Annotated in this window: 12 protein-coding genes; 9 read left to right on the forward strand and 3 right to left on the reverse strand. The window is 63.0% G+C overall.

The annotated features are described in order from the left end of the window. Positions 1–48 precede the first annotated feature (48 nt). Both P9875_RS09910 and moaA read left to right on the forward strand, forming a co-directional pair. Positions 49–387 (forward strand): helix-turn-helix domain-containing protein, encoded by a 339-nt coding sequence (locus P9875_RS09910; protein ID WP_341353823.1) that lies wholly within the window; start codon positions 49–51, stop codon positions 385–387. 115 nt (positions 388–502) lie between these two features. Beyond that, on the forward strand, positions 503–1,573 hold the full coding sequence (gene moaA / locus P9875_RS09915; RefSeq protein ID WP_278318811.1) for a GTP 3',8-cyclase MoaA: 1,071 nt from the start codon (positions 503–505) through the stop codon (positions 1,571–1,573). A gap of 5 nt (positions 1,574–1,578) precedes the next feature. Here moaA and P9875_RS09920 read toward each other — a convergent pair whose 3' ends face one another. Next, the gene (locus tag P9875_RS09920; protein WP_278318272.1) at positions 1,579–3,000 is read right to left on the reverse strand and encodes a PLP-dependent aminotransferase family protein; all 1,422 of its coding nucleotides are present in this window, start codon (positions 2,998–3,000) and stop codon (positions 1,579–1,581) included. A gap of 172 nt (positions 3,001–3,172) precedes the next feature. Between P9875_RS09920 and P9875_RS09925 the strand changes: the two genes are divergently transcribed. The 5 genes from P9875_RS09925 to P9875_RS09945 all read left to right on the forward strand — a co-directional run bounded on the left by P9875_RS09925 (position 3,173) and on the right by P9875_RS09945 (position 8,360). Beyond that, positions 3,173–4,135 carry a Dyp-type peroxidase gene (locus P9875_RS09925; protein ID WP_099402559.1) on the forward strand — a complete coding sequence of 321 codons (963 nt, stop codon included), beginning with the start codon at positions 3,173–3,175 and terminating at the stop codon, positions 4,133–4,135. Positions 4,136–4,181: 46 nt separating this feature from the next. Beyond that, entirely contained in the window at positions 4,182–4,565 is a 384-nt protein-coding gene (locus P9875_RS09930; RefSeq protein ID WP_099402560.1) for a hypothetical protein, read from the forward strand. Between the two features lie 108 nt (positions 4,566–4,673). Continuing rightward, complete coding sequence (gene msbA, locus P9875_RS09935; RefSeq protein ID WP_099402561.1) at positions 4,674–6,509, forward strand: lipid A export permease/ATP-binding protein MsbA; 1,836 nt, start codon at positions 4,674–4,676, stop codon at positions 6,507–6,509. A gap of 149 nt (positions 6,510–6,658) precedes the next feature. Continuing rightward, entirely contained in the window at positions 6,659–7,786 is a 1,128-nt protein-coding gene (locus tag P9875_RS09940; protein ID WP_158300173.1) for a toxin-antitoxin system YwqK family antitoxin, read from the forward strand. Positions 7,787–7,865: 79 nt separating this feature from the next. Continuing rightward, a complete protein-coding gene (locus P9875_RS09945) occupies positions 7,866–8,360 on the forward strand; it encodes a MarR family winged helix-turn-helix transcriptional regulator (RefSeq protein ID WP_099402563.1) in 495 nt (164 codons plus the stop codon). Here the strand turns inward: P9875_RS09945 and P9875_RS09950 are convergent. Continuing rightward, positions 8,350–9,699, reverse strand: a complete 1,350-nt coding sequence (locus P9875_RS09950; protein ID WP_278318273.1) for a chloride channel protein — start codon at positions 9,697–9,699, stop codon at positions 8,350–8,352. The genes P9875_RS09945 and P9875_RS09950 overlap by 11 nt on opposite strands. Before the next feature lie 114 nt (positions 9,700–9,813). Next, positions 9,814–10,713: a transcriptional activator NhaR gene (gene nhaR, locus P9875_RS09955; RefSeq protein ID WP_099380075.1), complete on the reverse strand. Its 900-nt coding sequence runs from the start codon at positions 10,711–10,713 to the stop codon at positions 9,814–9,816. Positions 10,714–10,871: 158 nt separating this feature from the next. Between nhaR and P9875_RS09960 the strand changes: the two genes are divergently transcribed. Continuing rightward, positions 10,872–11,834, forward strand: a complete 963-nt coding sequence (locus tag P9875_RS09960; protein ID WP_035826186.1) for a TerC family protein — start codon at positions 10,872–10,874, stop codon at positions 11,832–11,834. A gap of 123 nt (positions 11,835–11,957) precedes the next feature. Then, a complete protein-coding gene (locus tag P9875_RS09965; protein WP_278318274.1) occupies positions 11,958–12,305 on the forward strand; it encodes a TerB family tellurite resistance protein in 348 nt (115 codons plus the stop codon). The last annotated feature ends 1 nt before the right edge of the window (position 12,306 follow it).

Genomic DNA, 12,306 nt, shown 5'->3' on the forward strand with positions numbered 1-12,306 from the left:
GGCGCACAGTTCCGGCTAAAAAAACAGAGTACAGATGGCAAGACGACGATGCCGGTCGCGCTGGCGCCGGCCGTGATTTATGATGTGGACAAGGAGAAAAACATGCACAAGGAAGACAAGGAAGACGGAGTCGACGCGGCGCTGATCGCGCTGCTGGCGCTGCTGTGGCAAGCGCGGCAGGAGGCGCCGGAGAAACCGTGGTCGCTGGCCAAGCTGGCCAAGCGGGCAGGAGTACAGATGAGCACTTTGCTGCGCCAGCTCAATGCGTTGTCCAGCGCGGGACTGGTGCTAGTTACCACGGCGGAGAGCGGCGGTGGCAGCGCGCTGCTCAGCGCGGCGGGCGCCGAGCTGTGCGCCAGCATGTTCGCACCACCGCCAGCAGAGTAAAGCCGAATCTGTACTCTATCGGCTGGCGCCGGACTGTACCTCATTGAGTGTCTGCATTCGTCCTATGCTACTTCCAGACGAACGCAATCAAGGGGGAAGCACAATGAACACCATCATGTATCCGCAGCCAGCCACCTGGCAGCCAGACTATAGTGAACCCTGCGTGGACATGCTGGGCCGCCCCCTGACGGACTTGCGCATTTCCGTCATCGACCAGTGCAACTTCCGCTGCACCTATTGCATGCCGGCCGAGCTGTACCCCAGCGATTACCCGTTTCTTCCCTCCAGCGAGCGCCTGTCCTTCGCGCAGATCGAAACGCTGGCGCGCGCCTTCGTGCGTCTGGGCGTGGATAAAATCCGCATCACGGGCGGCGAGCCGCTGCTGCGCAAGAACCTGGAGCAGCTGATCGAGACGCTGGCGAAGCTCACCACGCCGGACGGGCGCGCCGTGAGCATCGCGCTGACGACGAATGGCAGCTTGCTGGCGGCCAAGGCGCGCTCGCTGAAGGATGCAGGCCTGGACCGCGTCACCGTCAGCCTCGACAGTCTCGATAACGGCATTTTCCAGCGCATGAATGGTGTCGACTTTCCCGTAGAGAAAGTGCTGCACGGCATAGCGGTGGCGCAAGCTGTGGGCTTGCACCCCGTAAAGGTCAACATGGTCGTGCAGAAAGGCGTCAACGACAGTCAGATCGTGCCGCTGGCGCGCCATTTCCGCCACACGGGCGTGATCCTGCGCCTGATCGAATTCATGGACGTGGGCGGCATCGGCGCCTGGTCGCGCACGCACGTAGTCACGTCCGAGGCGGCGCGCGCGCTGATCGCCGCCGAATTCCCCCTCGTGTCGCTGGGCGAAGGCAAGCCTGTCCTGCACGAGACGGCCAGCCGCTACCGTTATCTCGATGGAGGCGGCGAAGTGGGTTTCATTTCCAGCGTGTCGCAGCCGTTCTGCGGCGACTGCAGCAGGGTGCGCGTGTCGTCCGATGGCAAGCTGTTTACTTGTTTGTTCGCCCACGACGGCCTCGACCTGCGGCCCCGGCTTGACTCGGCGCAAGGGCTGGAAACCCTGCTGCGCCAGCACTGGCAGCGGCGTGGCGACCGTTACTCGGAAGTGCGCGGTGCACTGGCCCAGCTTGGCGGGCGCAAGCAGTATCCCACCGTGCGCATGTCGCTGGTGGGCGGGTGAATGGTCTACAAAAATTCGGTGATGAGTTTGCCGAGCAGAATGATCGCCTGTTCTACACCCACGCTCCACGGATAGCTGTAGTTGAGGCGGATGCAATGCTTGTAGGCCTGGCTGACGGAAAACATGCGCCCCGGACCCACCGTGATCTTGCATTCCAGCGCGCGCCGGTACAGCTGCATGGAGTCTATGTCGCCGGGCAATTCCACCCACAGCACGTAGCCGCCCTGCGGGTGCGAGATTTTCGTGCCAGCAGGAAAGAAGCGCTGCACGGCGGCGGCCATGATGCGCGCTTGCTGGGCATAGGCCTTGCGGGTGCGGCGCAGATGCTGTTCGTAGCCATCGTTTTGCAGGTATTCGGCGATGGCCAGCTGCGGAAACGAGGAGGTGGCCAGGGTGTTGAGGAATTTGAGTTCCTCCACCTTGCCCCGGTAGCGCCCGGCCAGGGCCCAGCCCACGCGCTGCGCGGAACTGAGGCTCTTGGAAAACGAGGAGCAGTGCAGCACCATGCCCTTGCGGTCATAGGACTTGAGCGAGGACGGGTGGGCGTCGCCGTAATACAGTTCGTTGTAGACGCCGTTTTCGATGGCGGGCACGTCGTGCTGTTCCAGCAGTTGTACCAGGGCCCGCTTGCGCTGGTCGGACATTTGAAAACCCAGCGGATTCTGGAAGTTCGGCATCACCATGACGGCGGCGATCGGTTGCTGGGCCATGATGTCGGCCAGCGCTTCGATGCTGATGCCATCGTACGGATCGGTGGACACTTCCACCACCTTCATGCCCAGCCGTTCGACGGCCATCAGCATGGCATAGAAGGTGGGCGACTCGACGGCGATGGTGTCGCCCGGCTTGGCCACGGCTTGCAGGCACAGGTTGATGGCTTCCGTGGCGCCCACGGTGACGATGATTTCATCGGGATCGACGGCCAGACCGTTTTCCATGTAGCGGCGGGCGATTTCGCGGATCAGCTGCGGGTTGCCCGGCGGCAGGTCATCCGTCATGTTCCACACGCGGTTGCGGCGCGCCACGGCGCCCGCATACTGGTTGATGCGTTCCCAGGGAAACAGCGAAGGGTCGGGGTAGGGCGAGCCCAGCGGTATGGCGTCATGCAAGCCGATCGAGCGCAAGGTCGACAGCACCAGGCGGCTGACGTGCACTTCCGCCGGCACGGGGCTGGGGTGCGACGCTTGCATGCACAGGCCGGCGTTCTGTGCATCGCTGGTGCGCGGACGCACGAAGTAGCCGGACTGGGGCCGGCTTTCGATCACGCCCATGCCTTCCAGCTTGACATAGGCGCGCAGCACCGTGGTGATGCTCAGCTTGTGCTGCTGGCTGGTCTGGCGCACCGAGGGAATGCGTTCACCGGGCAGGAGCACGCCCTTTTCCACCAGTTGCTCGATGTCGCTGACGAGCTTTTCATACAATTTCATGCAATGGTATCCATTCTTATTCTTGCTCTACGTCATTGCATTATCGTCCAATTCATGACTACCTATAGTTACAGTTATCGCATGTTGCCGAAAGCATGTTGCCTAAATGAAACTGCCATCCGGCACTTCTGATTTAAGATCCACATAGAAAACAAAAAGAGGAATATTGGTTATGGCAATTCCACAAAGCATGTTGTCGGTCGTCGCGCGCGACGAAGTGCATTTGCAGTTCAAGGTAAAGGCCGGCGTCGATATGCGGCAGTTGTTCAAGTTGCTGGGCAAGCTGTGGGAATCCGAAGTCACGGGCATCCTCGATCCCACGCTGAACCGCCACCATCAGTTGACGGGCGGCACTGCCAATGTGGTGCTGGGATTCAAGCCCGAGCTGTGGCGCGCCGCTTGCCCCGGCTGCGTGCCGGACAACATGGCATCGTTTGCGCAGGACCTGGTGGGCGCCAACGGCAAGACGGCGCCGGCCACGCAGCACGATTTCTGGGTCTGGATCACGCAGTCGAACGCGGCCACCCTGTACGACAGCATGCGCACGACGCTCACGCTTTTGAGTCCCTTCGCCGAGCTGGCCAGCGAGCAGGTGTGTTTTCCGTATCATAATAATGTGACCTTCGACGGCTTTGCCGACGGCGTCGCCAATCCGAATCCGTTTCGCGCCAACGGCGTGGCCATCATTCCGGACGGCGAGGCGGGCGCGGGCGGTTCGACCGTGCTGCTGCAAAAATGGCGCATGGACGTGGAGCGCCTGCGCGCCTTGCCCGTGCACGCGGCCGAGCAGGTATGGGGCCGCACCAAGGCCGGCAGCCATGAATTGTCGCCGCTGCCCGTCGATTCCCACGTGGGCCGCAACCAGTTCATCCGCGATGGCGAGGAAGTCGATATCGTGCGCCGCAATGCCAATTACGCCAATGCCGGCGAGGCGGGCGTCATGTTTGTCGGTTTCTGCAAGGACATCACGGTGACCATGGGCATGCTGCGGCAAATGTACGGCGTAGGCTATGATGGCGTCACCAAGACGGACAGGTTGCTGGATTTTTCCACGGCGCTGTCGTCGGCGATCTATTTTGTGCCCAGCATCGACGCCTTGCTGGCCGTGGGTATTTCGCCGGCGGATCCCGGCTAAGGGCCGCCCCGGCGGTTCCGATTTTTACTTTCACTAGGAGTTTTTCATGCGTATTCGTCCCGCCACCTTGCTGTCCGCCCTGATCTTCGGCAGCGTCGTCTTCAGCGCTTCCGCTTCCGCCGTCGGCCTGGGTTTCCTGGCCGATACGCCGATGGCCTACCTGAACAAGAACGACAAGCCCGTCTTCGTGAAAGCCGTCACCGACGTGCTCAATGACAAGCAAGATGGCGAAGCCGTACAGTGGAGCAATGAAGGCTTGCGCAATTCCGTGCGCATCGCCGCCGAGATCACGGCCAGCGATACGCAAAAGACGGAGGCGCAAACCTGCCGCAAGGTGCAGGTAGCCTTGAGCGCCAAGGGCCAGGAACAGACGCTCAAGCTGAAGGTCTGCAAGGCTGGCACGAGCGCGTGGAAAGTGGCGAAGAGCTGATCGTCCGTGCAGTTCCCTTGCCGGTTCTGTGCCGGCAAGGTGCGACTTTCCTCTAGGTAAGTCTGGCAGCGGTTAGAATCACGCTTTACCCTCACTTTTCTCACCTGCATGCAGCAAAGTCGCCTCCTGTTCTTCCGCCTGGCCGGCCAGTTTCGCCGCTATGGCGCCATCGTTGCCGCCACCTTGCTGGCCGTGGGCGTGGCGTCCGCCACCGATGTGTTGTTAATCCGTCAGTTGCAAAACGTCGTCGACGCCATGCGCGCGACGGCCAGCACGCAGGTCGCGCCCGCGTCCGGCGTGATGGGCATGTTGCAGGGCTGGATCGACCGTTTCTTGCCGGCACAGGCGGGGCAGGTGGACTTATGGGTGATTCCCGCCACCATCCTGGGCCTGGCCGTGCTGCGCATGGTGTCGAGCTTTGCCGGCGATTATGGTTCCGTCTGGCTATCGAGCCGGGTGCAGGCCGATTTGCGCGAAAAAATGTTCGCCACCATCATGCGCCTGCCCAGCCGCTTTTTCGATACCACCACCACCAGTTTGACGCAGTCGCGCGTGGCCTTCGACGCCAGCCAGGTGTCGCAGGCGGGCTTGAACGTGCTCAACGTGATGGTGCGCGATTCCGTCGCCACCATCGGTTATCTGATCCTGCTGTTCAGCATCGACGTGAAACTGGCCCTGTTCTGCATGGCGTCGATGCCCATCGTGGCCATCGTCGTGACTCTGGCGGGACGCCGCATGCGCCACCTGAGCAAGAGTTCGCAGCAAGCCGTGGGCGAGCTGACCTCCGTGCTCGACGAAAGCATCGGCGGCCAGCGCGTCGTGAAAATCTTCGGCGGCCAGGATTATGAACAGGCGCGCTTCGTCGACGTGGTCAAGCGCAACCGCCAGCTGGCCGTCAAGCATGCTGCCACCTCGGCCATGAATTCCGGCTTCATCATGATGCTCGTCGGCATCACCCTGTCATCCGTGATCTATTTCGCCATGCTGCGCGCGCAAAGCGGCGCCATCACGCCGGGCGCCTTCGTCGCCTTCATGGGGGCACTGATGGCGATGCAGTCGCCGATCAAGAATCTGACGAAGATCAATGAACCGCTGCAGCGTGGCCTGGCGGCGGCCGAGTCCGTCTTCGGCCTGATCGACACGCCGCTGGAACCGGACCCGGGCGCCATCGCGCCCGTCACGGTGCAGGGCAATCTGTCCTTGCAGAACGTGCACTTCCGCTACAACAGCGACGATCCCGATGCGCCTACGGCCTTGAGCGACATCACGCTCGACATCCGCGCCGGCGAAACGGTGGCCCTGGTGGGCGGCTCGGGCGGTGGCAAGACAACCTTGCTGGGCTTGCTGCCGCGCTTCTATGACGTCAGCGGCGGCCAGATCCTGCTAGACGGCGTCGACCTGCGCGACTACGCGCTGCTGGCCCTGCGGCGCCAGTTCGCCCTCGTCAGCCAGGACGTGATTTTGTTCAACGACACGATGGCGGCGAATATCGCGTATGGCGACCCGGCCCCGGACCAGGACAGAATCGAAGCATCGGCGCGCGCCGCCTATGCGCACGACTTCATCATGCAGTTGCCGCAGGGCTACGCCACCCAGGCGGGGCAGAATGGTTCGCGCCTGTCGGGCGGACAACGCCAGCGCCTGGCGATCGCCCGCGCCCTGTACAAGGACGCGCCGATTTTGCTGCTGGACGAAGCGACCAGCGCGCTGGACACGGAGTCGGAGCGTTCCGTGCAGGCGGCGCTGGAAGTGCTGATGCGCAACCGCACCACCATCGTCATCGCCCACAGGCTGTCGACCATCGAAAGTGCCGACCGCATCGTCGTCATGCAGGGTGGCCGCCTGGTGGAAGCGGGCAGCCACACGGACTTGCTGCGGCAGGGCGGCGCGTATGCGCGCCTGCATGCGAGCCAGCTATCTCCCATCAAGGATGGCTTGGGCTGAAACTGCGCACGCGCACGCGCACCCGCCAGGCCGGAGCCGGATCAGCAGGTTCGTCCCGGCCTTTTTTCATGGGGCGGCAATCGTGCCCATGGCGAACGGCGCTTGCCTTTATGATGGTGGCCGCAAAGCAATATGATCAATGGAGCAACATGAAGAATCAACAGACGATGCGCTGGCTGCTGGCCGCCGCGCTGGGCATGGGTGCAGCCCTGCCACTGGCGGCACAGGAGCAGTCCGCGGCGCCAAAACCAACGCCCACACGACAGGAGGAAGACCAGGCCATGTATCTGGATGAAAATTTCATGCCGAGCAACCAACGCCGCGCCGTGTATGCGCTGCGCACGCCGCCCGTACGCGACGAGGCGCTGGGCGCCTGGCACGTGCGGCTGGAATTTCCCGACACGCCGGGCGTGCTGGCCTTTGAAACCTACACCACGGACCTGGACCTGAGCCAGGTCAGGTTCGTGCGTTTCCGCAAGTATTACTACGAGAATGGCCAGTTGCTGCGCGAAACCTACTTCAATGCCCAGGGCGAGGAGTTGCTCGGCGGCTGCGTGTACTTTGAAAACGGCCAGGTCAAGCAAAAGGTGACGGCCTTGCCGAACGGGCGTGACAGCATCTCGGAAACGTATCACGAGAATGGCCAGCTGATGAGCCGCACCTTGTATCACGGCGACGAGATGGCCGATGGCGAGCATGTGTCGTATGCCGCGAATGGTGCCGTCAGCAGCCGCTCGTATCGACGCAATGGCGAGATGGATGGCGTGCAGGAATCGTTTTATGCCGATGGCAAGCTGTTCCAACGGGGACAGTTCGTCGATGGCAAGCGCGAGGGCGAGTTTGTCACGTATGCCGAGGACGGCAGTGTGATGGCCAGGACCGTGTGGGTGCACGGCAAGCCTGACGGCTGGTCGTTTGAAAGCCATGGCAATGGCGTCATGTCGAACAAAACGCTGTACCAGAAAGGCGCCGTGCTCAGCTTGCAAACGTGGGGACCGAGTGGCCGGCCCGTGTTTGCGTGGCAGAAAGACGCGCAGGGGCGCGACCATGGCGATACGACGGACTGGCATGCCAACGGCGTGCGCGCCAGCGTGACCCCGTTTGTCGAAGGCCAGCGCCACGGCTTGCTGCAAACCTGGTACAGCGATGGCAGCCTGCGGCAGATCGTGCCGTACGAGCACGGCAAGAAGCACGGTATCGAGCGTCAGTGGGACCAGGCCGGCAAGCAGGTGCTGGAGCAGGCATGGCGTGACGGTCAGCCCGTAACAAGCAGTTAGTTCCGCGCCGCCATTGCAGGTATCATGCAGGGATTCCGGCCCGCCAGCAGGCGCGAAGCCGGTGGGATAACTGGAGGCAATGGTGGTGGAAGCGGAAGTTTCGGCGTTGGCCAGGGCGCAAGGCATGGCCTTGCAAAACATGCGTGTCGTCATGCGCGCGGCGCAGCGCCACTCGGCGCAGATCGAGAAACAATGCGGCGTGTCGGGCGCGCAATTGTGGGTGATGCAGGAATTGCTGGAGCGGCCGGGCCTGCGCATGGGCGAGCTGGCCAGCAAGATGTCGATCCACCAGACGACGGCCAGCAACCTGGTCGAGGCGTTGGTCAAGAAAGCCTATGTGCGCAAGGCGCGCGACCAGCCCGATCAGCGCGTGGTCACCCTGACCCTGACGGCGGAGGGGCAGGCCGTGATCGCCGGCGCGCCGCAGCCGGCGCGCGGTTTGCTGCCCAGTGCGCTGGCTCAGCTGGACCCCGACAGCCTGGCGCACCTGAACCTGGGCTTGAGCGCCTTGCTGGCCGTCGTCGCTCCCGATGACAGGCAGGCGGGCATGCAGCCGTTTCCGTTTACGATGTAGCTCCCTGAGTTTCCCGGCCCGCTTGCTGCTGTGGCAACCGTTGCAGCTGCAATTGCGCCAGCGCCCCGTACAGCGGTTCGCTCAGTACGCGCGAAACCGTGCTGGCGACGACGGCGCAGGCCATCAGGCTCAGCACCATGCCGTGGCCATCGACCATTTCCATGACAATAATAAAAGCCGTCAGCGGCGCCTGCGTGGCGGCGGCCAGGAAGCCCACCATGCCCAGCGCGATCAGCGCGGGCGCGTGCGGATAGTGCAGCAGCACGGCGATATCGTGGCCGATGCCGGCGCCGATGGCCAGCGATGGCGCGAAGATGCCGGCCGGCACGCCCGACCAGACGGTCAGCCACGTGGCCACATATTTGAAGGCAACAAAGGCGGGCGCCACGTCGGACGAGCCTTCCAGCATGGCGCGCGTGGCCACGGTGCCGCTGCCGAACGTGGCGCCATGGCTGGCGATGCCGATGGCCGCCACCAGCACACCGCAGACGGCGGCGAACAGCACGGGCCGGCCCTTTCTCCACGCGGACAGTTTTCCCAGCGGATTGCCACGGGCGGAGGCCAGCAGCAGCCGGGCAAACAGGCCGCCCGCCACGCCTGCGATCAAGGTGACGAGTAAACCCGGCAAGGCCAGCGCCAGGCCGATGGGGCCGGGATGGATGATGCCGAAGTGCGTGGCGTTGCCGTGGATCGACACGGCCATCATGCCGGCCAGCACGATGCCGGCCACGATCAGGCCGCTGTTGCGCTGCTCGGGCGAGCGCGAGAGTTCCTCGATGGCAAACATGACGCCCGCCAGCGGCGTGTTGAAGGCGGCCGCGATGCCGGCCGCGCCGCCGGCCACCAGCAGCGAATGGGCGCTCACCTGCGAGTGGCGCGGCAGCCAGCGGCGCGCGGCCAGCATCACGCCAGCCGCAATTTGCACGGACGGGCCTTCGCGCCCCAGAGACAAGCCGCCCAGCAAGCCCCCCGCCGTCAGGCCGATTTTCGCGGCACTGAGTTTCAACGAGACAAATAGCGAGCGCTGCTCGGGCGCCACGGCCGGATCCAGTGTCGCCATCACTTGTGGGATGCCGGAACCGGCCGCGCCCATCGCGTAGCGGCGCGTCAGCCAGACCAGCAGGGCGGCGCAGGCTGGCGTCCATAGCAGGGCGAACCACCAGGCCTTGCCGTTAAAAAAGAGAAACAGGTCCAGCGCTTCCTCCGCCAGCCACGTAAAACCGACGACGACGAGACCCGCGATGGCGGCCATGCCGACGACGACGGCGCGCGACCACCACAGGCGCGGGTTGGCAAATTCATGCTTGAAGGCAGAGGGAATATCGTGCAAGTGCTTCATTGCGGCAAGTCCAGGAAGGGGCGCGCAGGGCGTCGGGGAGACTTGCCATTATATAGATGTATTTGTTCAAATGTATTTGCGGGATTTAATTTTGGTATTGCAGTTGCGGAACTGCTACACGAACAGCTCGCGCCGCGCGCTCTGGCTGATGGCGATGGTGGCCGGGTGGCTCAGGCGCCGTTCCGTGGTGATCGCATACACCTGCTCGACGAGGCTGTCGACCCGGCCCAGTGCCACCACGGCGTACTGTTCGCAGACCTGGGGCGCGATGACGGTGGGCGCAAAGAACAGGCCGGCGCCGGACTGGCCGAAGGCTTTCATCATGGCGCTGTCGTCGAACTCGCCTACGATGCGCGGGTGCAGATTGTTGTCGCCCAGCCACTGCAGCAAGCGCCCGTAAATGGCGAAGTCTTCGCCGGGCAGCAGCAGCGGCGCGCCGTCCAGGCATTGCGGAAAGCCCCCTGTCAGGGTGGCGGCCAGCGCTGGCGTGCCGAACAGGGTCATGCCGCTTTCGCCCAGTAAATGGTTAAAGCCGCGCACGCTCAAGTGGGCCGGCATGGGGCGGTCCGCCATGATCAGGTCGAGCCGGTGCACTGCCAGGTCCGCCAGCAGGCTGGCCAGCCGGCCTTCGCGGCAAATGATGCGCAGCGGCTCGGCCAGTCCCAGCGCGGGCGCGACGAGGCGGCAGGCGATCAGTTTCGACACGGAATCGGCGCAGCCCACGCGGAAGGTCGTCGTCGTGGTGCGCGATTGGTCGCGCACGATTTCCAGCAATTCATCGCCCGTGCTGAAGATGCTTTCGGCATGGCTGAGGATGCGCCGCCCCGTGTCCGTCAATTCCAGCTGGCGCCCGCTGCGGCGGAACAGTTCCACGCCCAGGGTGTCGGCAAACTCGCTGAGCTGTCCGGAAATCGATTGCGGCGTCAGGTGCAGCTGCTCGGCCGCGCGCGCGATGCTGCCTGTCTTGGCCACCATCCAGAAATAGCGCAAGTGCTTGAAGTTGAGTGTAGACATGATATTTCCCGGTAATAAATACATCGAGTTTTTCGATGTATTCTTAAATTATATTCGATTTGTTCGATGTTTATATTCAGACTATGATGGCTGCTCAATTCATGCAAGGAGAGTGCCATGGACTTCAGGATACAAACAGACAGTTGCGGAGGCCGCCGATGAACGGCCTGGAAAGTATTGCTACGGCACCCATGTGGGCCGGCTTCATCGCCTTTGTCCTGGTGATGCTGGCGCTGGACTTGTTCGTCTTCGGCGGCAACAAGGCGCACAAGGTCAGCGTCAAGGAAGCGGCGACGTGGTCGCTCGTGTGGGTCAGCCTGGCCCTGCTGTTCAACGGCGGCCTGTGGTGGTATCTGAACGGCACGGCCGGTCCCGAGATCGCCAACCAGAAGGCGCTGGAGTTTTTCTCCGGCTACCTGATCGAGAAAGCCCTGTCGGTCGATAACGTGTTCGTCTTCCTGCTGATCTTCAGCGCCTTTCAGGTGCCGATCCAGTACCAGCGCCGCGTGTTGATTTATGGCGTGCTGGGCGCGATTGTCATGCGCGCCGTGATGATCATGGCCGGTGCGTGGGTGGTGAGCGAGTTCAGCTGGGTGCTGTACCTGTTCGGCGCCTTCCTGTTGATTACCGGCATGCGCATGCTGGTGGCGGCCGATGCGGAGCCGGACGTGGCGAACAACCCGGTGCTGCGTTTTGCCCGCCGCCACTTGCGGGTGGCCGATGGCGACCACGGCGAACGTTTCTTCGTGGCAAAGGGCGGTTTGCGTTATGTCACGCCGCTGTTCCTGGTGCTGATCCTGATCGAGGTGACGGACCTGGTCTTCGCGGTGGATTCGATCCCGGCGATTTTCGCCATCACGACGGATCCGTTCATCGTCTTCACGTCGAACCTGTTCGCCATCATGGGATTGCGCGCCCTGTACTTCCTGCTGGTGGACGTGGCTGACCGCTTCCACATGCTCAAGTACGGCCTGGCCATGGTGCTGGTGTTCATCGGCGCCAAGATGCTGATCATGCCGTGGTACCACGTGCCGGTGGAAGCATCGTTGCTGGTAGTGGCAGTGCTGATCGTGTCGAGCTGCGTGGCGAGCGTGTTCATCACCCGCAGCGACAAGAAGTAAATGCGGTACGGCGCGCCCCGCGTGGCGGTGGTGCGCCTTTTAATTGACTAATAGAAAGAGTAGAAAATCATGCGTACGTATGAAGTAAATAGTCCCTAGGCAGCGGGACGTATCCTGGCCCTGATGATGGTGGTCGATGGCAACCTGGCCAGCGCCGAGCTGCAAGCGATGCACCGCAGCAAGATCCTCGAGCATATCGACCTGGAACCGGCCGCCTTCCAGCAACTGCTGCAAGACCTGTGCGACGACATGCTGACGTCGACCGTGCATGGCGCCGTGCAGCTGGCCAATGGCGTGATCGACAGCCTGCTCGACGAAATCACCGATCCCGACTTGCGCCGCAAGCTGCTGCAAGCCATGTGGAAGATCGCCGACGCGGACGACTGGCTGGCCGATGGCGAAGCCGTGTTGCTGGCCCGCGCCAGCGCGGCGTGGTCGGCGGAAACGAACTTCCGCGCGCACGCTGCCTGAG

The organism is Janthinobacterium rivuli (genome assembly GCF_029690045.1).
Taxonomy (GTDB): domain Bacteria; phylum Pseudomonadota; class Gammaproteobacteria; order Burkholderiales; family Burkholderiaceae_D; genus Janthinobacterium; species Janthinobacterium rivuli.

Coding starts and splice junctions, on each gene's coding strand:
- P9875_RS09910 (WP_341353823.1), top strand. CDS start 49: ATGCCGGTCGCGCTGGCGCCGGCCGTGATTTATGATGTGGACAAGGAG.
- moaA (WP_278318811.1), top strand. CDS start 503: ATGTATCCGCAGCCAGCCACCTGGCAGCCAGACTATAGTGAACCCTGC.
- P9875_RS09920 (WP_278318272.1), bottom strand. CDS start 3,000: ATGAAATTGTATGAAAAGCTCGTCAGCGACATCGAGCAACTGGTGGAA.
- P9875_RS09925 (WP_099402559.1), top strand. CDS start 3,173: ATGGCAATTCCACAAAGCATGTTGTCGGTCGTCGCGCGCGACGAAGTG.
- P9875_RS09930 (WP_099402560.1), top strand. CDS start 4,182: ATGCGTATTCGTCCCGCCACCTTGCTGTCCGCCCTGATCTTCGGCAGC.
- msbA (WP_099402561.1), top strand. CDS start 4,674: ATGCAGCAAAGTCGCCTCCTGTTCTTCCGCCTGGCCGGCCAGTTTCGC.
- P9875_RS09940 (WP_158300173.1), top strand. CDS start 6,659: ATGAAGAATCAACAGACGATGCGCTGGCTGCTGGCCGCCGCGCTGGGC.
- P9875_RS09945 (WP_099402563.1), top strand. CDS start 7,866: ATGGTGGTGGAAGCGGAAGTTTCGGCGTTGGCCAGGGCGCAAGGCATG.
- P9875_RS09950 (WP_278318273.1), bottom strand. CDS start 9,699: ATGAAGCACTTGCACGATATTCCCTCTGCCTTCAAGCATGAATTTGCC.
- nhaR (WP_099380075.1), bottom strand. CDS start 10,713: ATGTCTACACTCAACTTCAAGCACTTGCGCTATTTCTGGATGGTGGCC.
- P9875_RS09960 (WP_035826186.1), top strand. CDS start 10,872: ATGAACGGCCTGGAAAGTATTGCTACGGCACCCATGTGGGCCGGCTTC.
- P9875_RS09965 (WP_278318274.1), top strand. CDS start 11,958: ATGATGGTGGTCGATGGCAACCTGGCCAGCGCCGAGCTGCAAGCGATG.